The organism is Faecalibacterium intestinale (assembly GCF_040096575.1).
In the GTDB taxonomy this organism is placed as follows: Bacteria; Bacillota; Clostridia; order Oscillospirales; family Ruminococcaceae; genus Faecalibacterium; species Faecalibacterium intestinale.
On record NZ_JBBMEN010000011.1, the window covers coordinates 37,091 to 57,921 of the forward strand.

The 20,831-nt window shown below is 60.3% G+C and carries 18 protein-coding genes and 1 pseudogene; 3 read left to right on the forward strand and 16 right to left on the reverse strand.

What is annotated here, in order from left to right:
- Positions 1-41: 41 nt before the first annotated feature.
- The 15 genes from WMO20_RS08900 to WMO20_RS08970 form a co-directional block, all read right to left on the reverse strand.
- Positions 42-974 carry a molybdopterin-binding protein gene (locus tag WMO20_RS08900; protein WP_349186522.1) on the reverse strand — a complete coding sequence of 311 codons (933 nt, stop codon included), beginning with the start codon at positions 972-974 and terminating at the stop codon, positions 42-44.
- A gap of 6 nt (positions 975-980) precedes the next feature.
- A complete protein-coding gene (moaA, locus tag WMO20_RS08905) occupies positions 981-1,958 on the reverse strand; it encodes a GTP 3',8-cyclase MoaA (protein WP_349186523.1) in 978 nt (325 codons plus the stop codon).
- Entirely contained in the window at positions 1,951-2,448 is a 498-nt protein-coding gene (gene moaC, locus WMO20_RS08910) for a cyclic pyranopterin monophosphate synthase MoaC (RefSeq protein WP_154265675.1), read from the reverse strand. The genes moaA and moaC overlap by 8 nt, the downstream gene beginning before the upstream one ends.
- A gap of 197 nt (positions 2,449-2,645) precedes the next feature.
- Entirely contained in the window at positions 2,646-3,665 is a 1,020-nt protein-coding gene (locus WMO20_RS08915; RefSeq protein ID WP_349186524.1) for a molybdopterin-binding protein, read from the reverse strand.
- Between the two features lie 13 nt (positions 3,666-3,678).
- Positions 3,679-4,197: a molybdopterin-guanine dinucleotide biosynthesis protein B gene (mobB, locus tag WMO20_RS08920; RefSeq protein ID WP_112090634.1), complete on the reverse strand. Its 519-nt coding sequence runs from the start codon at positions 4,195-4,197 to the stop codon at positions 3,679-3,681.
- Positions 4,187-5,440, reverse strand: coding sequence for a molybdopterin molybdotransferase MoeA (locus tag WMO20_RS08925; protein WP_349186526.1), 1,254 nt, complete (start codon positions 5,438-5,440; stop codon positions 4,187-4,189). The genes mobB and WMO20_RS08925 overlap by 11 nt, the downstream gene beginning before the upstream one ends.
- Positions 5,441-5,858: 418 nt before the next feature.
- Positions 5,859-6,776, reverse strand: coding sequence for a YdhW C-terminal domain-containing protein (locus WMO20_RS08930; protein ID WP_349186527.1), 918 nt, complete (start codon positions 6,774-6,776; stop codon positions 5,859-5,861).
- Between the two features lie 26 nt (positions 6,777-6,802).
- Positions 6,803-8,959 carry an aldehyde ferredoxin oxidoreductase N-terminal domain-containing protein gene (locus WMO20_RS08935; RefSeq protein ID WP_112090637.1) on the reverse strand — a complete coding sequence of 719 codons (2,157 nt, stop codon included), beginning with the start codon at positions 8,957-8,959 and terminating at the stop codon, positions 6,803-6,805.
- A gap of 12 nt (positions 8,960-8,971) precedes the next feature.
- Positions 8,972-9,616, reverse strand: coding sequence for a ferredoxin-like protein (locus WMO20_RS08940; RefSeq protein ID WP_055186098.1), 645 nt, complete (start codon positions 9,614-9,616; stop codon positions 8,972-8,974).
- A gap of 22 nt (positions 9,617-9,638) precedes the next feature.
- Entirely contained in the window at positions 9,639-10,556 is a 918-nt protein-coding gene (locus WMO20_RS08945; RefSeq protein ID WP_349186529.1) for an FMN-binding protein, read from the reverse strand.
- Between the two features lie 179 nt (positions 10,557-10,735).
- On the reverse strand, positions 10,736-11,506 hold the full coding sequence (locus tag WMO20_RS08950) for a formate dehydrogenase accessory sulfurtransferase FdhD (protein ID WP_349186531.1): 771 nt from the start codon (positions 11,504-11,506) through the stop codon (positions 10,736-10,738).
- A gap of 215 nt (positions 11,507-11,721) precedes the next feature.
- Positions 11,722-12,069 (reverse strand): DUF1667 domain-containing protein, encoded by a 348-nt coding sequence (locus tag WMO20_RS08955; RefSeq protein ID WP_112090640.1) that lies wholly within the window; start codon positions 12,067-12,069, stop codon positions 11,722-11,724.
- A 5-nt stretch (positions 12,070-12,074) separates the two neighbouring features.
- Entirely contained in the window at positions 12,075-13,328 is a 1,254-nt protein-coding gene (locus WMO20_RS08960) for an NAD(P)/FAD-dependent oxidoreductase (protein WP_349186532.1), read from the reverse strand.
- Positions 13,321-14,766 (reverse strand): NAD(P)/FAD-dependent oxidoreductase, encoded by a 1,446-nt coding sequence (locus WMO20_RS08965; RefSeq protein WP_349186533.1) that lies wholly within the window; start codon positions 14,764-14,766, stop codon positions 13,321-13,323. The genes WMO20_RS08960 and WMO20_RS08965 overlap by 8 nt, the downstream gene beginning before the upstream one ends.
- A 241-nt stretch (positions 14,767-15,007) precedes the next feature.
- Entirely contained in the window at positions 15,008-15,574 is a 567-nt protein-coding gene (locus WMO20_RS08970) for a glycerol-3-phosphate responsive antiterminator (RefSeq protein ID WP_112090643.1), read from the reverse strand.
- Positions 15,575-15,980: 406 nt separating this feature from the next.
- Between WMO20_RS08970 and WMO20_RS08975 the strand changes: the two genes are divergently transcribed.
- The 3 genes and pseudogenes from WMO20_RS08975 (at position 15,981) to WMO20_RS08985 (ending at position 19,961) form a co-directional block, all read left to right on the forward strand.
- Positions 15,981-16,745 carry a MurR/RpiR family transcriptional regulator gene (locus WMO20_RS08975; protein WP_349186536.1) on the forward strand — a complete coding sequence of 255 codons (765 nt, stop codon included), beginning with the start codon at positions 15,981-15,983 and terminating at the stop codon, positions 16,743-16,745.
- 227 nt (positions 16,746-16,972) lie between these two features.
- A pseudogene (locus WMO20_RS08980) lies at positions 16,973-18,575 on the forward strand (PTS transporter subunit EIIC).
- Positions 18,576-18,635: 60 nt separating this feature from the next.
- Positions 18,636-19,961: a 6-phospho-alpha-glucosidase gene (locus WMO20_RS08985; RefSeq protein WP_349186537.1), complete on the forward strand. Its 1,326-nt coding sequence runs from the start codon at positions 18,636-18,638 to the stop codon at positions 19,959-19,961.
- Positions 19,962-20,228: 267 nt separating this feature from the next.
- Here WMO20_RS08985 and WMO20_RS08990 read toward each other — a convergent pair whose 3' ends face one another.
- Entirely contained in the window at positions 20,229-20,786 is a 558-nt protein-coding gene (locus tag WMO20_RS08990) for a DUF4358 domain-containing protein (protein ID WP_112090644.1), read from the reverse strand.
- Between the last annotated feature and the right edge of the window lie 45 nt (positions 20,787-20,831).

Consider the following 20,831-nt stretch of genomic DNA (forward strand, 5'->3'; position numbering starts at 1 on the left):
TATATTTCTACGCCCCGTAAAGGAAAACAGGGCAGGAAACCTTACTTACGGGCGCACTCGCCGTCCAGACCTGCGGCGATGCGTACCCCGTGCTCCAAGCTGGGCAGGATGTACTCCAGATTCTCCTGCACTGCCTTGGGGCTGCCCGGCAGATTGACGATCAGGGTCTTGCCGCGCAGCACGCTGACGCCACGGCTCAGCATCCCGCGCGGGGTGATGCTCAGGCTGTGGTAGCGCATAGCTTCGGCAATGCCGGGGGCGTTGCGGTCGGCAACGGCGCAGGTGGCTTCCGGGGTGATGTCCCGGGGGGAGAAACCGGTGCCGCCGGTGGTGAGCACAAGGTTCACCTGACGGCCGTCTGCCATGCGGATGAGCTGTGCTTTCAGCGCCTTGGCCTCGTCCGGTAAAATCATGGTCTCCTCCACCACATAGCCTGCGGCGGTGAGCATTTGGGCAATCAGCGGGCCGCTTTTATCCTCCCGCTCGCCGCGGCTGCCCTTATCCGAAAGGGTGATAACGGCGGCACGCAGGGGCGGGTTTTCCAGTGCGGGCAGCAGGGTCACCTCGTCCCCCACATGGATCTCGCCGCCGGTGAGTACCCGGGCGAACACGCCCTCGTGGGGCATGATGCACTCGCCGGTCTGCTGCTTGATGACACAGTCGTTGTGGCACTCCTTGCCGATCTGGGTCATTTCCAGCACCACGTCCCCGATGGCGAACCGGCTGGTCACCGGCAGATTGCGGAAATCGAAGCCATCGATGACCAGATTTTCGCCGAAGGCACCGTAGTCCACCCAGATCTTCTTGCGGAACGCCTCGATTTTTTCGGCGCTGAGCATACTGACCTGACGGTGCCAGTTGCCGCCGTGGGCGTCCTCCACGATGCCCCATTCCGGGGTCAAAACGGCGCTGGGCACCTCGGTTTTTACGGTGCCCCGCTTGGGGCTGGTACAGATTGCCAGAAGCTTACCCATAGTTATTTATCCTCCAATGCGATACATCCCGCGGGTAGCGGGCATGGAACTGTCGTTAAAATGGTGTTCCCGGGGCTTTGCCCAGATGGTCTCCCGGATGGCGGCCAGCAGCTGTGCATCGTCCGCGCCGCTGCGCAGCAGGGCGCGCAGGTCGCACCCGGTCTCGCTGGCAAGGCAGGGGCGCAAAAAGCCCTGACTGGTCAGCCGCACCCGGTTACAGGAAGCGCAGAATTTGCCGTGCACCGCTGCAATAAAGCCGATGCTGCCCTGCCAGCCCGGCACGGTGTAGTACACCGCCGGGCCGTCGCCCAAGGCGTGCTCCTGCGCCGGGGAAAGGGGCGCAAGCTCCGGCCAGCGCCGGGCAAACCGCGCCCGCAGTTCCGGGCCGGAGATGCAGGGCATGGCAGCGCCGTAGCCGATGGGCATCATCTCAATGAACCGCACCTGCATGGCGTTGTCCTTTGCCAGCGCGGCAAGCGTTTCCAGCTCGCCCTCGTTGACGCCCGCCTGCGGCACGCAGTTTAGCTTGACGGGCAGACCGCTTTCCAGCGCCGCCTGCAAGCCCGCCTGCACGGCGGCAAAATCGTCCCGGGCAGTGATCTGCCGGAACACCTCCGGGCGCAGAGTGTCCAGACTGATGTTCACGCTGTCCAGCCCGGCGTCCAGCAGGGCGGGCAGCTGCTCTGCCAGCAGCACTGCGTTGGTGGTCAGGGTGACCCGGCGGATGCCCGGAGTCTCTTTAAGCCCTGCAACCAGCTGCGCCACGTTCTTGCGCACCAGCGGCTCGCCGCCGGTCACTCGCACGGTGTCAATGCCGCACCGGGCAAACAGCGCGGCCAAGCGCAGAAATTCCTCGTAGGTCAGCACGGCTTCCCGCTCCAGCTTTTCCACGCCGTCCGGCATACAGTAGCGGCAGCGCAGGTTGCACAGGTCGGTCACCGACAGGCGCAGATAATGAATCTCGCGCTGGTAGCGATCAAACATAGCCGCCCTCCGCCCGGATATAGTGGCCGCTTTTGCCGCCGGTCTTTTCCACCAGATGGATCTCGCCCAGCTCCATGCCCTTATCCACGGCCTTGCACATATCGTAGATGGTCAGCAGCGCGGTGGAAACGCCGGTCAGCGCTTCCATCTCCACGCCGGTCACGCCGCTGGTTTTTACGGTGCAAAGGGCTTCCACGGCCTGCCGCTCGGGCAGCAGACGGAACTCAATGCCTACCTTGGTCAGGGGCAGCGGATGGCACAGGGGGATCAGCTCACTGGTGCGCTTGGTGGCCATAATGCCCGCAATGCGCGCCACGCCCAGCACATCGCCCTTTTTCACGGTGCCGCTCTGCACGGCGGCAAAGGCTTCGGCGTTCATGGTAATAATGCCGTGGGCAGTGGCTTCCCGGGTGGTGACGGGCTTTGCGCTTACGTCCACCATCACGGCGTTGCCGGCGGCATCAAAATGCGTCAGATTATTATCATTCATAAAGATCGTATCTTTCTTATTTTAAAATGAATCAAATTTGCAAACGTCCTCGCCCTCTCAGGCTCATTTCATTCGCCAGCTCCCCCAAAGTGGGAGCCCTTGGCAGTCCACGCAAACTTCATCTCTTTGCCAAGGCCTCTCCCTTTGGGAGAGGTGGCACGGCGTAAGCCGTGACGGAGAGGGCGAGCAAGCTGCCCTTAGCAGTGCCCAAAGCCGCAGTTCGGCCAGTGGCACACTTCGCAGTTCAGGCACAGGCCGCCTTCGCCCAAGCGGGCGATATCCTCGGCGGTGATGGGGTCATCTGCCAGCAGGCGAGGCAGCAGCAGGTCAAAAATGGTGCGCTTGGCGTACATCACGCAGCCGGGCAGACCGCACACCGGCACACCGTCCAGATAGCTGACAAGGAACATCGCGCCCGGCAGCACCGGTGCACCGTAGGTGATGATATCCGCCCCGGTGTTCTTGATGGCAAGCGGGGTGCGGTCGTCGGGGTCCACGCTCATGCCGCCGGTGGTAAAGATCAGCTCACACCCTGCGGCCTTGGCTTCCAGAATGGCGGCGGTGATCCCGGCGGGGTCGTCATCGCAGACCTTGTGGAAAACCATCTCGCAGCCGTAGACGGCCAGCTTGCTTTGCAGGATGGGAGTGAATTTATCCTCGATGCGTCCCTTGAACACCTCGCTGCCGGTGGTGATGATGCCCACCTTTTTGGCCTGCATGGGCAGCACGTTCAGGATAGGCTCTGCCCCGGCAGCGGCCTGCATGGCGTCCATCTTCTCCTGCTCGATGACCAGCGGGATGATGCGGGTACCGGCAAGCTTCTGGCCCTTTTTCACCGGCAGGTCGCCGTGGATGGTGGCGATCATCATCTGCGGGGTGCTGTTCACAGCCAGAAGCGCCCTGCGGTTGATCTTTAGCAGCCCATCGCAGTCTGCGATCAGCTCGATCTTGCCTTCTTTCGGCGCAGTGCCGTGGATATTTTTGCCCGCAGCGGCCTTGTACAGCAGGGCGGCTGCTTCGTCCTCGTGGAGGATGCCGGGGTGCTTTTCCCAGACGTAGAGGTTCTCCTTGCCGATGGAAAGCAGCACGGGAATATCCTCGGGCTGGATGACGTGCCCCTTGCGGAAGCGGGCATCCTTGTACTCGCCCGGGATGATCTGGGTGATATCATGGCAGAGCACCTGCCCTGCGGCGTCAACAGTACGGATCAGTTTCATGATGGCATTCTCCTTACAGCGCGGGCATCTGGGCTTCGATCCAGTCTGCCAGTGCCGGAATATCGTTCAGGTCAAAATCTGCGCCGGGAATATCCCCCACCACCGCCAGCGGCTGGAAGGAGACGGGCGCATCCGAAATGGCGCTGCGCACCACCTCGATCTTCGGCCAGCCGCTGGACTTGAACCCTTCCAGCAGCACAAGGTCATAGCCGTGACGCTCGAACAGGGCAAGCAGATCCTGCTCGGTCAGGCGGAATTCCTCGGTCAGCAGGTAGCGCGTGCCGGAGTAGACCGCTACGCCCTCGGCACCTGCTTCCCGCAGACGGTAACTGTCGGTGCCGGGCACATCCGGGGTAAAATCGTGGCCGTCGTGCTTGATAACGCCCACCTTCAGTCCACGGCTGCGCAGCACGGGCAGCAGCTTTTCCAGCAGGGTGGTCTTACCGCTGTTGTGCACCCCGCTGACCGCCAGCACCGCCGGGCGCTTGAGCGCCTGTGTTTCGGCCAGCGCCTGTTTTTGTTCACTGTACAAAGCAAAGCACCTCCACTTCTGTACCGGGTTCTACCGGCCCGCTGTCGGCAGGGATCTCCACCAGACAGTTGCAGCCCATCATGGCAGACAGTGCACCGGAAGAGTGTGCCTCGGCGTTGCCCGCACCGGGCAGGGTTACCTTGCCGCCGCAGGCGGTGGCCCGCAGATAGCGGTTGCCCTTGCTGGGTTTAGAAAAGCCATTGGTCAGGGTGCAGACGGTGCGGGCGGGAAGGTAGCTCTCCTCCCGGCGTCCGGCGGCGCGCAGCAGCGCAGGGATGGCGTACTGCTCCAGCGTGGCAGCGGCGGCAAAGGGGTTGCCGGACAGGCAGAACACCAGCTTACCGTTAAATGTAGCCGCCAGCATGGGGCTGCCGGGTTTCTGGGCTACGCCCTCCACCAGCAGCTGTGCGCCCAGCTTTTCCAGCACAAGGGGCAGATAATCCTTCTGCCCCACAGAGACGCCGCCGCTGGTGATGACAGCATCGCAGCAAGTCAGCAGCTCCTGCATTTTGCCGGTGATGACCTCCGGGTCATCGGAGCACTGCTGCCGCTCCACGGCAAAGCCCAGCTGACGCAGCCGGGCGGCATTCTGGAACCCGTTGGCATCGTAAATTTTACCGGGTGCCCACGGTGCGCCGGGTTCCAGCAGCTCGCTGCCGGTGGAAAGGATGCCTACGGTCAGCGGGCGGCAGACGGTTACCTCGGCGTAGCCCTGCCCGGCCAGCACACCCAGATGGGCGGGGGAGAGCACCGTCCCGGCGGGTGCAATGACCGCGCCTGCGGCCACATCCTCGCCGCGAAATACCACGTTTTGCAGCGGCTTTACGGCGGCATAAAGCTGCACGGTCTCTTCGCCGCTGTCGGTCAGTTCCTGCATCAGGACGCAGTCCGCGCCCTCCGGCAGGGGGGCTCCGGTCATGATGCGGGCGGCACAACCTGCGGGCAGCGCCGCAGCCGGGGCATCGCCCGCATAAAGCTTCATCACCACCGGCAGGGTGACCGGGTTCTCCCGGCTTGCACCGGCGGTATCCGCACTGTGCAGGGCATAGCCGTCCAGCGGGCTGCGGTCAAAGGGGGGCTGGTCCATCCGGGCGCAAATGTCACTGGCGGCAATGCGCCCGCAGGCGGCTTCCAGCGGGATGGTCTCCGGGGACGGAGAAGGCAGAAGCGCTGCCGCGTCCAGCACGCTGCGCAGCGCCTGAACGGGGGAGCAGAAAGGCTGATTCATGATAACTTCCTCCATAGACCCGCTCTCCCGGCCTGCTATGGCTCAGGCGGGGGAGCAGGGGTATTCTTTTTTCAAAAAAGGCAGGTGAAAAAGAAGCGGAGACGTCTTGACTGGAAAATCAAAACGCCTCCGCAGAATATCCCCACAAAACCGGCTGCGGCAGTTTGCAGTCTGCTACGCCGGTGGCAGCCTTTGGCTATGCGCCGCCCTTGCAGCGGCAGCACACAGCCAAAAAGCATCTGTGAAGATGGGAGGAGTTCTTTTTTTCAAATTGCAGCGTTTCTTCTGCGGGAAGGCGGTGGGGTTTCCCCCGCCACCCTTGAATGCCGGCTTATGCAGCCCTTAGCATTGCGGCGCGGTGTCAGTGCCTGTGTGGTTTAGACACCTTTGCTCAAAGAAGCTCTTATACCCTGATTCAATTGTAGTTTATGGTTTAATCGCAGAAATCGTCCACGTCGCTGATAGCCTTGGCGTAGCGGCGGGTGAGGTGCTTGGTGGAAAAGAGGAACCGTTCGTTCTGGTTGTTGGTCAGCTCCTCGATATCGGCATAGGCGGGGTTCTCCTGCATGGCCTTCCAAGTCTGCTCGATGACCTCCGGCGCAAGGCCGTAGGGAGAGCGCTGGAAGTACTTGAGCGGGGTGGCGCTGGGGTAGATGCGGGCGTTGAACCGCACCATCTCAGCAAACATCACACACAGATCCTTGTCCTCGATGAGCTGCGCGATCATGGCGTAGTTATCGCTCATGTTGGCATTGGAATAGTAGTAGGTGTCCTTTGCACCCGCGCGGGTGACGATATCGGTGCACTGGGGGTCTGCGGGCATCTGCGCCAGCAGCTCATCGGCGTTTTCCACTTCCTCCAGCAGCAAAGCGTGGGGGGTAATCAGCGCAGCCGCAGAGCGGGCGCGAATGTAACCGGCCAGCTCCTGTGCAGGGGTCAGCTCCGGCAGCTCCGGGGCGGTCTTGGTGGGCTGATCTGCAAAGGGATCGTTTTCTGCCTCCGGTTCACTTGCCAGAAAATCCAGCAGCTCCGGCTTCGCAGCATCGGGCTGCGCAGCTTCGGCGGCTTCGGGTGCGGCCTCGACGGCCTGCTTTGCGGCAAGCTCGGCGGTCTCCCGCTCCACTGCGGCGATCACGTCCTCGCCAGTCTTGGCGGCGCTGCCGTCAAAGGTGCTGCCGGTCTCTTTCAGGCGGCGGGCAGTCTCGCTTGCGGCGTCGATATCGAACACCTCTGCCTTGGGCTTTTTCTTGGCGGCCAGCTCTGCCTTTTGCAGCTCCAGAACGGCCTGTTCCGGGTCTACGCTGCCATCCACCGTGGTGGTGTAGCCGGGTTTACGTCTGCCAAACAACATGACGGTCTTTCCTCTTTCTATGGGATTTATTCAGCTGCTGCGGTGTTCTGGGCGTAGATGCCGCGCTTCTCCAGATCATCGGCCATGTCAGCCAGATCATACTTTTCCAGCGTCTCGCGGGTGGGCACACCGGTGGTGCGGTCCCAGCCGAAGATGTCGTAGAACAGATCCTTTGCCTTCTCCATGTCGGCGCGGTCCAGCTTGGTGGTGCCTTCCTCAAATGCCTTGAAGTCGGGGTCCTTATCAAACACCCAGTCGCAGATGGCGTCGTGCTCCTGCCGCAGGTTTGCGCTGCCGCAGTTCTGCTGGAAGCTGATGGCGGTCATCGCGCGCAGCATCTGGGTGATGCGGGCACCGTCCTCCTGCAGACCGGCCTGGGTATAGGTCTCGCCGGTAACAGCAGTCATAAAGTCTGCCTGCAGATCCAGATCGCCGTGGTAGTCGCGCTCCTTGGAGGGAGACTGGGTCATGGGCCACATCCAGTTGCACAGGGTGGCGGAATCGTGGAAGTTCTTGTCGTTGACGCAGTAGGCAGCCAGCTTTGCCTTGTTCTCGTTGATGGGAGTGTAGGCCTTGGCCTTATCATAGCAGCCCTCGCCGAAGAAGTCCTCCATGACCTTCTTGGTCACCTCATAGGGAGCGCCGGAACCGGTCTCGCAGACGATCTCGTGGATCATGCAGTCACGGTTGTAGACGAGGTTGTACAGCATACCCACCTGCCATGCCTCAGCAGGGCCGTGGTGGTTGGGGAAGCCGTTGTAGATCAGGTTGGAGTTGGTAGCGCCATCGTCGCGGTCCAGCCAGCTCTTGGGCAGGCCGAACTTTTCCATCATGGCCAGCGTGCCCTTGGCGATAACGGACAGGTCGCCCTCGCCGTAAGCCATGCGGCGGATCAGCTCGACCTCCCAGCGGGGATCGCCGGCCTTCTCCCACTCCCAAGGCAGAGAGTCGTACTCGGCTTCGCTGATGTACTTGGTGGCTTCCTCGCGGGGCATCCGCAGGATCCACAGCAGGTCGCGGTTCAGGTTGCCGTAGTTGTCCCACAGACCCATATCGTCCACTGCATGAGACCATGCCAGATTGATGACCATGGTGCCGTCGCCCTCGTACTTGAAGTCGTGCACGCCGTCCGGGTAGACGCGGGTGCCGTACAGCACGGGCATACAGGTGTTGGAGTTGTGGGTGGGCAGATCGTAATCTGCCAGCGGATCTACATCATACTCGGTGTAGCAGCGGATGGGGCAGGAGGAGCAGCCGCCGTTCTTCACGGTGTACTCGGCAGCGGGAGCGCCGAAGTCGAAGTAGCCCTTGAAGCAGCGCAGAGCCACCTTGTTGATATCATTGTAGGGCTGCTCGCCGGTATCCACGGGGCCGCCGGGAGCCTTCTTCCACATACGGCCGGGAGCGCCGGACCAGCGGTTCTTGCCGGAGGTGGCGCTGTACTCTGCCCAGCTCTGGGGCTGTGCGGGCACGTTGTGGTTGTTGTTGCCGCCGATCAGGTTGCCCATCATGTAGTTGGAGAGCTCCAGCACCTTCTTGGGGTCAGCGACCTTGACGCTGCCGGTGCCGCGGATAGCCAGACCCTTCAGCTTCTTGTTGCCCATGGCAGCGCCCAGACCGGCACCGCCGGAGTTGCCGAAGCTGGTGTTCAGGGTGGAGTAGTCCACCAGATTCTCACCGGCGGGGCCGATGGAAGCGGTCTCGAACTCGCGGCCGTTCTGCTCTACCATCCACTTGTTGGCAGCAAAGGTGCCCTTGCCCCAGATCTCGGTTGCGTCCTCCAGAGAGACCTCGCCGTCCTCGATACGCAGGTAAACGGGCTTTTCGGAGATGCCGCTGACAACGATGCCGTCGTAACCGGCATACTTCAGCATGGAGCCGATGTGGCCGCCCATGTGAGCATCGATGATGGAGTGACCCTTGGACCAGGTGGAGCGGAAGGTCACGTTCATACGGCCGGAGCAGGGCACGCCTGCGCCGGTCAGGGGGCCGACACCGAAGATGACCAGAGCCTTCTCGTCATAGGGGTCCAGCTCCATGGGAGCTTCCTCATACATAATGCGGTAGGCCATGCCCATACCGCCGATATACTTATGGTACTTTTCGTCATCCTGCGTGGTGATCTCGCCGGTGGTCAGGTTGACGCGCAGGATCTTGCCTGCCCAGCCATAACTTTCAGCCATTGTAGTTCCTCCTTACAGATCCAAGTATGCAGCCTGTGCTGCGCTGGTAACGGCATCCCAGTCCACGATGGACAGAGCGCCGGACGGGCAGCCTGCCACGCAGGCACCGCAGGCGATGCACTTGGAGGACTTGCCGGTCTCGGGGTTGACGGTGGGCATATGCCACGGGCAGGCATCATGGCAGGCACCGCAGCCAATGCACTTGTCGGTATCCACTACGCGGATGCCGCGGTCGTCGGTGGTGATGGCCTTCTGCGGGCAGGCGTTGCCGCAGGCGGGGTCCTCGCACTGGCGGCAGGTATCCGGGAAGTAGACAAAGCAGTTATCGGTGCCGGACAGCAGGCCGTTGCCTGCGCCGTCCAGATTCAGGCGGCGCTGGATCTTAACGCGGCTGATGTAAGAGGAGCACACGCCGTCGTTGGTCAGGGTGCAGTTGATCTCGCAGCGCTGGCAGCCGGTGCACAGGTCTGCGTTGACCACCAGCAGGCCCTGCGGCAGTGCCCAGGTGGCCACTGCGCCGGAATCCACCTGCTGCTGAGAGCAGCCGAACAGGGACAGCATGGAAGCGGACAGGGTGAGCCCTGCAAGGCTCTTGCCCGAGATCTTCATGAATTGACGGCGGGTCATGTCAGCCGTCAGGAAATCAGTTTTTGCCATAGGTTCCATTCCTCCGTTGAGGTCACTCTGCGCTGAGCACCTCGGTCACATAGAAATACGAGTTGTTGACGATGGTCGTCACAGCCGAAGAGGTGATGGTCGCGCCGGAAAGGGCGTCCACCTCGGTCAGGTCTGCGCTGACGGCACCGGACGCATTGCCGGTGGTGGTCAGGCTGGCCTGCTCCAGACGCACCTTAGACTGCTCCTCTGCCGAGAGATCCGCAAAGGGGATCGCCATCGGCTCGCCGTCCAGTGCGCTCTTGCTGAGCATGGCTGCGTACAGCTTGCGCCGTGCTACGGCCTCTGCGCTGGAATCCAGCGGCGGAGCCAGTTCATCGTCCAAGGGCTCTCCATTTAGTGCCGAGAGGGTAAGCCCCGCAGCATACATCTTGCGGGTCGCCTCGGCCTCAGGAGAGGTATCATAGGTGCGCCACTGTGCGGGGTCAAAATCCCCGGCAGCAGCGGGCTGCTCCTCCGCCGCACCGGCAGCGGCATAGGCGGCACCGGTAACGGGATCCGTTACGGTGTAGCTTTTGCCCGCCAGCGTGAAGGGGGCTGCACCCTGATACTGGGACGTGAACTCCGGATTGACACACTGGCCGCCAAGGCTTTCCGTTTCGTCCTGAGAGAGGATCTCTACTGCGGAAACATTGCCCTCGGCGTCAATGGTCACGGCAGCCTGCACATCGCTCTGGAAGCCCTTCTGAGAGCCCTCCACGCGGTAGCTGCCATCGTCGAGCTGGTACACTGCGCTGATGCCGTAGGTGGCTGCATCCGCCTCCGACACCGGCAGCAGCGTACCGGCAACCGTGGTGCGTGCGCTTTGCAAGGTGGTCAGACCGACCGCCAAGGCGATGGTCGCAACGCCCATGGCTGCATAGCCCGGCAGCCGCTTGCGCCACAGCGGTACGGGCGCAAACGGGTTGGTTGCCTGCTTCATGTTATCACCTGCCTGTTTTTTATTTTTGCCGGGTAACCCCGGACAACAATTGAGGCCGCTCTGGCTGCTGCAACAGCGGAGCGGTCTCTTCGATAATATATTAACATGCGTGCGCGGAGTATGTCAACAGAAACAGACAGGCTTTTCCGTTTTATAACTATTGTTTTTGTAATATTTGTTTAAACTTTAGGGAATTTGCGCCCGCACACCAGCTGCAGGCCGTATTCCGCAGCAAGCTCTGCGGATTGCACGGTGGGCATGCTTTTGCTTACCAGCACCGGCACCCCGGCGCGGATGGCCTTGCGCACCATATCCAGCGGCACCCGGCCGCTGGTGTACAGCACACATTCTGCCAGCGGCAGCCCCGCCAGCACCGCGCAGCCCACCGCCTTATCCAGCGCGTTGTGCCGCCCCAGATCCTCGCAGGCAAAAACGATCTCGCCCTTGTGCAGCACAAAGCAGCTGTGCACCGCCCGGGTGGCGCGGTACAGCGGCAGTCCGGCGTGCATGGCGGTGGTCAGGGTCTGCACCCATTCCGGCTGTAGTGCCAGCCCGGGCACAGGGCGCAGGGGCTGCAGCTCCACCGGGCTGCCCAGCGCGATATTATCGGTGCAGCAGCTGGCAACTTCCTGCGCGGCGGCGCGGCGGGTGGGCAGCGGGTGGCGCAGATATACCTGCACCTTTGCACCCTCGGCGCAGACGGCGATCTGCTCCACCTCGTCTGCAGATGCGATCCACCCTTCGGTGAGCAGCCGCCCCAAGGCCAGCTGTGGCAGCAGCGCCGGGGTGCATACCACCCGGAAAGCGGGCTGCTCGTTTACATAAATAGCGGCGGCGTGCTCTGCCGGTACGGCGGCTTCGGTGCCGTCCGGCAGGCGCAGGCTGGCAAAGGCCGCCTGTGCGCCAAAGCGGTCAGTGATCTGCAAAGGGGTCGTGCTGCGTATTTTCATAAAGTTACCTTATATTATAAATGCAATGCTGTGTGGCAAACGGACAGTACCAACATACCGGTTCGGCGGCAAAAAGTCAAGAGCAGCTTGCGCTGCGATGGGAGACGGGACGACCCGGAAGGGGGCTTGCTGCACCTGTGTTTTGCACCGCCAACGCAAAGCAGCCGCCGCACGGCAAGGTGCAGCGGCTGCTTTGACTTTGTGCAGAAAGGCTTTTATGCCATATCGCGGCAGGTCACAATGTCTGCCCCGGTGTCGCAGACGTTGTGCAGCACCACATCACCCACATGGATGGGTGCGTGCAGCACCACGCTGTCCAGCGCGGCGACAACCTCGGCCATCTGTCCCTTGGGCACGGGCTTGGAGGTCTTGACCGGGCAGCGGGAGTGCAGGCAGCCCTCGGCGCGCACGGTGCTGGTAATGATGCGGGTGGGGTGGGTCAGCTCTTCCTTGCCGTAGGCGATGCCGTTGGGGCAGCCGTTGCCGGTCACTTTATAGCCGTTGGCCTCATCCACCTGCAGATGGCAGCCCTGCGGGCAGCAGGTGCAAATTACTTCCTTCATATCGCTCATGCCTCCTCGATCTCAATGGTCACTTCGTCCACGGGGGCTCTGTCCAGCAGCACTCTGGGCAGGGCAATGTGCTCCATCTCACCGGGGGCAAGGCGGTCGCGCTTGAAGCGTGCGATCACCGTGTCACCGCTCTTGACAAGGATGGTGCTCCTGCCGCAGATGCGGCGGACGCGGAAGGAGACGTTGGTGCTCTTTTCCACGCCCTCCAGACGGATGCGCTGCGGCAGGGTGTAGCCAAGATCTGCACCGGGCTTCACGGTCAGCACGCGTCCCTCGGCTACGGGGCCGTTCTGGACGTAGCTGGCAGCGGCCGCACCGGCCAGCTCGCTCTCGCCGGAAACAAAGTCCACCAGATCGTGTACCTGCACCACGTTGCCGCAGGCAAACACGCCGGGAATGCTGGTCTCCATGTTCTCGTACACGATGGCACCCTTGGTGCGGGGATCCATCTCGATACCGGCCTGCTTGGTCAGCTCGTTCTCGGGGATCAAACCTACGCTCAGCAGGATGGTGTCCACATCAAACTCCATCTCGGTGCCGGGGATGGGCTTGCGGTCGGGGCCGATCTCGGCCACAATGGCCTTTTCTACGCGATTCTTGCCCTGAATATCCACGATGGTGTGGGAGAGGTACAGAGGAATATCAAAGTCGTTCAGGCACTGCACGATGTTGCGGGTCAGGCCGCCGGAGTAGGGCATCACCTCTACGCAGGCCAGCACCTTTGCGCCCTCAAGGGTCATGCGGCGCGCCATGATCAGGCCGATGTCGCCGCTGCCGAGGATCAGCACCCGCCTGCCCACCAGATAACCTTCCATGTTCACATAGCGCTGTGCGGCACCGGCGGTGTACACACCGGCAGGGCGGGTACCCGGGGTGCCGATGGCACCGCGGGTGCGCTCGCGGCAGCCCATGCCCAGAACGATGCTCTTGGCTTCGATGATCTGGTAGCCGTACTCCTTAGAAACACAGTGCACCTTTTTATCCGGGGTCACTTCCAGCACCATGGTGTCCAGATGAACCTTCACGCCGGTGTTCTTGAGCATCGCAATAAAGCGTCCGGCGTACTCCGGGCCGGTGAGCTGCTCGCCAAAGCGGTGCAGACCGAAGCCGTTGTGGATGCACTGGTTCAGAATGCCGCCCAGCTCCTTGTCGCGCTCCAGAATGAGGATGTCGCGCAGACCGCTTTCCCATGCCTTGCAGGCAGCAGCAAGGCCCGCAGGGCCGCCGCCGATAATGACCAGATCAACCATTGCTCTTTCCTCCTACCTTCGTTTCGCTGACCAGAACGTTCGAGCCGTTCTTGTCCTGCAGGATGTCCAAGGGGTCTATGCCCAGCTCACGGCTGATCAGTTCCAGCACGCGGGGGCCGCAGAAGCCGCCCTGACAGCGGCCCATGCCTGCACCGGCGCGGCGCTTGACGCCGTCGATGGTGGTGGCGGGCACCTCACTGTGGAGAGCTGCTAAGATCTCGCCCTCGGTGATGGTCTCGCAGCGGCAGATCACCCGGCCATAGGCGGGCTGTTCCCTGACCAGTGCCGCCTTTTCCTCTGCGGAAAGCTCCTTGAAGCGGATATGGCGGCGGCCGTCCTTGTAATCGGCCTTTTCAGCGCCCAGAACACCGCGCTGCTGCAGGATGGCAACAGCTTCCTCAGCAACCGCCGGGGCAGCGGACAGGCCGGGGCTCTTCATGCCGGCAAGATCGATCCAGCCGGGTGCTTCCGGCTCTTCGCCAATGATAAAGTCGTCCACGTCCAGATTGGCGCGCACGCCCGCAAAGCTGCGGATGGACTCGCCGAAGTTGATACTGGGCACGCTGCGCTGGGCAGTGGTCTTGACAAATTCCAGACCGCTGCTGGTGCAGGAGGTGTCGTTGCCTTCCACCGGCTCTGCGTTGGGGCCGACGAGCAGGTTGCCGTGCACGGTAGGTGCTACCAGCACGCCCTTGCCCAGCGCGTTGGGGCACTGGAAGATGACGTGGCTCACGCGGGTGCCCTCGCTCTTGTCCAGCAGATAGTACTCGCCGCGGGTGGGAATGATGTGGAAGTTGGCGGGCTCCACCATGGAGTGTACCTTGTCTGCCCAGATACCGGCAGCGTTGATGACGCAGCGGGTCTCCACCGTGCCGCTGGGCACGGTCAGGCGGTAGCCGCCCTCGATGAACTCGGCATCGGTCACCTTGCAGTTGCGGCGCAACTCCACGCCGTTGCGTACCGCCACCTCGGTCATGGCCAGTGCGTACTCCCACGGGTTTACGATGGCGGCGCTGGGTGCCCACAGTGCGCCGCAGACCTTCTCAGAGAGGCTCGGCTCCATGGCAAGGGCCTCTTCCTTGGAAAGGATCTTCATGTCGGGCACGCCGTTTGCGGTGCCGTTCTCAAACAGATGCTGCAGGTGGGGCAGCTCCTTTTCGTCCAGTGCCAGCACCAGAGAGCCGCACTGCTTATAGGAGACATCCAGCTTTGCGCAGATCTCCTTGGCCAGTGCTACGCCGCGCACGTTCAGCCGTGCCATGCGGGTGCCGGGGGCGGGGTCGTAGCCTGCGTGGAGAATGGCGCTGTTGGCCTTGGTGGTGCAGTCTGCCACATCGTTCTCGGCCTCAAGGATGACCACCTTGTTGTCGTAGCGCGACAGTGCGTAGGCGGCAGCGGCACCGATGACACCACAGCCGATGATTGCTACATCATACATTGTTCTTTTCCTCCTGTCCGTTCTGCCTTGGCCTGTCGGGAGCCGGGCAGCTGTTGATGGTACAAAAAAAGAGCGAACCGAAACAAAGGCAACTGCCCTTGTCCGTTTCGCTCATATCTCTTGAAACAAACAGCACTTGTTTGCTTTTATGATACCCTGTCCCTGCACAAAAAGCAAGGTGTTTTGCACTTTTTGTGAAACCCTTACAAAAAACACCCGCCGCTTTTGCGCAGAATGCGGATCACATATCCCACACCGCCTGATTGGTGGTGGAAATAGCGGTGGCACCGGCTTCCAGAGCCGCCATCACATCCTCCTTGTCCGCGATCAGCCCGCCGGTCAGCACCGGCACCTTGGCCTTGGCGCAGACGCGGCGCAGGATCTTGGGCATAGCGCCGGGCAGCAGATCCAAACAGTCCGGCAGGTTTGCGGGGATCTTGTCCAGACTTTCCAGCGCGATGGAATCCAGCAGGAATACCCGCAGGATGGCAGCCAGCCCCAGCTCCTTGGCGCGGCGGATGAAGGACTGCCGGGTGGAGATGATGCCGTCCGCTTCGGTGGTATTGCGGATGAAGTCCACCGCTACCTCCTTGCCCGCCAGCCCGGCAATAAGATCTATGTGCACCACGGCAAAGCGCCCCGCTTCGTGGATGCGGCGCACGATGGAGGAGATATTGCAGATATCTCCATATAATACAAAGACCACCCGGATATTCTCGTTGGTCAGCGCGCTGCAAAGCCCGGCATCGTCCTTGACGGCAGCAATGACCGGCATTTCCTGAATGGCGTCCATCAGCTCCTGTTTCATGCTTTTCCTCCTGCACACGAAAACGTCTTTTACAGTTAAAAATATTATGAATGCTTTGACAGATAAAATCAATGATTTTTAGCAAAATTCCGGTGAAATTGCGGCAGCCTCCGCAGGCAGCGCCATCATCAAGGATATCAACGCCATGCAGGGCTTTGGCAACATGGATGTGCTGTGCATGGACAAGACCGGCGCTCTGACCAACGAGAGCAGGTGCTTATCTGTGCAGCGCCGGCCGGTAAGGCTTGTTTGGCGATGGGCCTATCGTCCTGAAATCTGTTCTTGACGTCCGCACGAATAAGCGGTACGATACGAGCATAGCGATGAAAAGGCAAACGGATGCGGAATAAGCAGAACAGACCGCAAGCGGATGACACAGAACGATCAAGTACAGGAGGGCGCTTTTGTGAATATTGAAAAGATCACGCAGGGGAAGAACCTGACCGATACCGAGCAGACGGTGTTGGAGTACATTCTGGATCATCTGGACACGGTGCAGACGGAAGGCGTGCGCGGGGTAGCGCGGGCGAACTATACCTCCACCTCCACCATTATGCGGCTGGCGCGCAAGATGGATTACAGCGGCTTTGTGGATATGTGCTATAAGCTGCGCTCCTTTACCGAGACACCGCACCAGACGATGAAGGAGGAAGAAAACTTTCTTAACAGCTTTGGTGTGGATTCGCTGCTGAACTACAATACCTATACGCAGCTTAAAGCCTGTGCGGAAAAAATTCTGGAGCAGAAGGATAAGATCGTCTTTGTCTACGGCACCGGCTTTTCCGGTACGGTGTGCACCTACCTGACCCAGAAGCTGGTCAATATGGGTATTTTGTGCGTCAGCGCCACAGGCGGCGATTCTGTGGGCATCTTTGAAAATACACTGGAACGGATGGGGATGTTTTTCTGCATCTCCAAATCCGGCGAGACCGCGATGGTGCGCGACAAGATCAAGACTGCGCAGGAAAACGGCGTGTGCACGGTAGCCATTACCGGCGAGCAGAAAAATAGCATCGGACAGTTTGCCGACCTGTGGTTTCGGATAGAGAACCCGTGGAAGCTGGACGACCAGAACACCATGCCCAACACCTTTTTTCCGCAGACCATGATGCTGATCGAGCTGATCGCCTACGAATACCGCCGTCTGTGCCTTGGAAAAGACATGAAATAACGAGTATTTGTGCAGGATGTGCAAAAAAAGACTCCGTTTTTTGCACAGAAGCGCCAGAAACGCGTTACCGGTTTGAGTAACGCGTTTTCTTCTGTTCAGAATTTGTTTACAAATGCAAATTTTTGTGCGATAGTAATGGCACAGATCCGGCCGGTTATGTGTGGATGGACGCATCCCGCGCAAGAACGATATCTGAAAAATGTGAAATGAAAGAAGGAGTCAAACCCATGAAGGATAAGGTCATGGATGCGTTGCAGCGGTTTTCCAAAGCAATGTTCATCCCCGTGCTGATCCTGCCCATTGCCGGCATCCTGATCGCCGTCGGCAACCTGTTCACAAATGTTCGCCTGCAGGCCGTTCTGCCGTTTTTGAATAATCCCATCACCATCGGCTTCGGCACTCTGCTGTCCGGTTCGCTCAATGCGATCCTTACAAATCTGGGTGTCATCTTCTGTGTCGGCCTGAGTGTCGGTCTGGCAAATAAAAAGAAGTCTGAGGCAGGCTTTATCTCCCTGCTGGCATTCCTGGTGTTCCTCAATGCCATGAACAAATTCATGAACATGCGCGGTATGCTGGTAGAGGGCAGCCTTTCCGGCACCGGTCAGGCCATGGTCCTGGGCGTTCAGGTGCTGGACATGGGCGTGTTCATCGGCCTGCTGCTGGGCATTGTGGTGGCCTATGTGCACAACCGCTTCTGTGAAACAGAGTTCAATAATGCATTCCAGATCTACGGCGGTACCCGTTTCGTATTCATCGTGCTGATCCCGGTCATGGTGGTCATGGCTGTGCTGTTCACCTTTGTGTGGCCGTATGCACAGGCTGGCATCAATGCACTGGGCGGCTTTATCCGCAGCGCAGGCAACTTTGGTCTGTTCATCTACGGTACGCTGGAGCGTCTGCTGATCCCCACCGGTCTGCACCATCTGGTCTACACCCCGTTCCTGTACACCTCTCTGGGCGGCACTGCCACCGTGGGCGGTCAGGTGCTGGAGAGTGCCCGCAACATCTACTATGCCGAGATCGCAGATCCCTCCGTTGCTGTGCTGAGCCAGTCCGTCATCTGGGATGCCCGCGGCATTTCCAAGATGTTTGGTCTGATCGGTGCCTGCCTGGCCATGTACCAGACTGCACGCCCTGAGAACCGCGAAAAGATCAAGCCCGTGCTGATCACCGCTGCAGTCACCTCCTTTATCGCCGGTGTCACCGAGCCCATCGAGTTCAGCTTCCTGTTTGTGGCTCCCATTCTGTTCGTCATGCACGCTGTGCTGGCTGGTTCCAGCTTTGTGGTGCTGAACCTGCTGGGCTGCCGCGCCATCGGCCCCAACGGCTTTATCGATTTCCTGCTGTACAACCTGCCGCTGGGCATTGCCAAGACCCGCTGGCCGCTTTACATTGCCGTAGGCGTTCTGTACTTCTTCCTGTACTATGTGATCTTCCGCGTTCTGATCGTCAAGATGAACCTCCACACGCTGGGCCGCGAAGCCGATGGCATGGAGATGAAGCTGCATACCAAGGCCGAGTACAAGGCTAAGACTGCTGCCGCTGGGACTGGCACTGCTGCTCCCGCACAGGAAGCTGCCGTGGATGCTGCCACCATCGTGGAAGCACTGGGCGGCAAGGAGAACATCCTGAAGGTGACCAACTGCTACACCCGTCTGCGCACCGAGCTGGCAGACCCCCGACAAGGTGCAGGACGATGTGCTGAAGAACCAGACCGGTGCTTCTGCCGTTATCCACAAGGGCAAAAATGTGCAGGTGGTGTATGGCCTGAAGGTCAACGCCGTGCGCAAGGCCGTGGATGCAGAGCTTGGCCTGAGCGGCGAAGATTGATCTATTGCGTTCCTTAAATTGATTTATAAAAAACATCCATAAGAGGGAGGGCATTTTTCCATGAAAAAGTTTTCTATTGTGATCGCCGGCGGCGGCAGTACCTATACGCCGGGTATCGTTATGATGCTGATGCACAGCCTGGACCGCTTTCCGATCCGCAGCCTGAAGCTGTACGACAATAACCCTGAGCGTCAGAAGGTCATTGCCGATGCTGTGGCACTGGCAATGAAGAAGGTTGCACCGGATGTGGCGTTCAGCTACACTACTGACCCCGAAGAGGCCTTCACCGACGTGGATTTCTGCATGGCACACATCCGCAGCGGCGGCTATCCCATGCGTGAGCAGGACGAAAAGATCCCCCTGAGCCACGGCGTAGTGGGTCAGGAGACCTGCGGCCCCGGCGGCATTGCCTACGGTATGCGCAGCATTCCCGACATCATGCAGCTGATCGACTATATGGAAAAGTACAGCCCCAACTGCTGGATGCTCAACTATTCCAACCCCGCATCCATCGTGGCAGAAGCCTGCCGCGTGCTGCGTCCCCACGCAAAGATCATCAACATCTGTGATATGCCGGTGGGTACTCTGCGCCGCATGAGCTACATTGTGGGCAAGACCCCGCAGGATCTGGATGTGCGGTACTTTGGCCTGAACCACTTTGGCTGGTGGACCAGCGTCAAGGACAAGGACGGCACGGACTACACCCCGCAGCTGATCGATTATGTAAGCAAGAATGGCTACCTGACCCAGAAGGCCATCGAGACCCAGCACATGGATGCCAGCTGGCAGGAGACCCACCGCAAGGCAGCCGATCTGCTGGCTGTTACTCCGGACTGCCTGCCCAACACCTACCTGAAGTACTATCTGTACCCGGATTATGTGGTGGAGCACAGCGACCCCAACTACACCCGCGCCAACGAGGTGATCGATGGCCGCGAGAAGAACGTGTTCGGTGCAGCACGCGCCATTACCGCCTCGGGCGAGTTCAAGGGCGATGAGTTCAGCATCGACAACCACGCAAGCTTTATTGTGGATCTGGCCCGCGCCATCGCCTACAACACCCACGAGCGGATGCTCTGCATCGTGGAGAACAAGGGCGCTATCAGCAACTTTGATCCCCACGCCATGGTGGAAGTGCCCTGTCTGGTGGGCAACGATGGTCCGGAGCCCCTGTGCCAGGGTGAGATCCCGACCTTCCAGCTGGGCATGATGAACCAGCAGGTCGCTGTGGAAAAGCTGGTGGTCGAAGCCTACTGCGAGCGCAGCTACCAGAAGATGTGGCAGGCACTGACCCTGAGCAAGACCGTGCCCAGCGCCAAGGTGGCCAAGGAAATCCTGGACGACCTGATCGTGGCCAACAAGGACTACTGGCCCGAGCTGCACTAAAGGCTGCGCTTGTGAAGCGTTGTCCCGGATATCCCCCATTTCCATAAGGTAAACTGAAGGGCTGCTGCACCGCGATGTGCAGCAGCCCTTTTGTGCAGCGGACGCATATTGCACCAGCAGAGCTGGACGGGCAAACCCTGCTGGTGCCCGGCTTTGCCCCGGATGCCCTTGCACCGCTGTGCCGTTTTTTGCAGGAGCGGCTGAAGTTCTGAAAAAAAGAAGCCGCTGCACAAAACGCTGTGCAGCGGCTTCTCTCAGAAACGCATTTTACGCGGCCAGAGCCTTTTCAATGTTGGACAGAATGGTGTCGTGATCCTCAGCGCAGACCAGAACCACCTCGCCGGTGGGCGCTACGGTGACGGTGGCAGCCTTTGCAACAAGGTACTGATCCTCCAGATAATGCTCCATGGACTGCTGTTCGCTGGCAACATAGGCTTCCAGTGCAGCCTTTACTGCATCGGTCTTGCCCTCGGCGGGCTTTACGATGGCAACAGCATAGCTGCGCACCATCATGCTGGAAATGCTGGCGGCAAAGGCGGTGTACTGGTCGTCCTCCAGATTCAGCAGCGGCATCAGGATATCCCGGATCTCTTCGTCCAGCTGGTCGGCCTTGTACTCGGAGCTGTAACCGTCAATGGCGGTAAACTTGCCGTCCTCGCCCTTGGTAAAGATCATATCGTACTCGTTGTCCTCGTCGCTGCGGGCATCGTGGATGATCTGGGAGTAGTCCTTGGGGGTGGAGCTGTCGGCCTTGCTGCCGCCGGAGCAGCCCACCAAGGTAAACAGGGTCAGCCCTGCCAGCAGGGCGGCGATGAATCTTTTCATAGTATTAAAGTTCCTTTCATAGTGCTGTGTGTGGAAGGTGCAGCC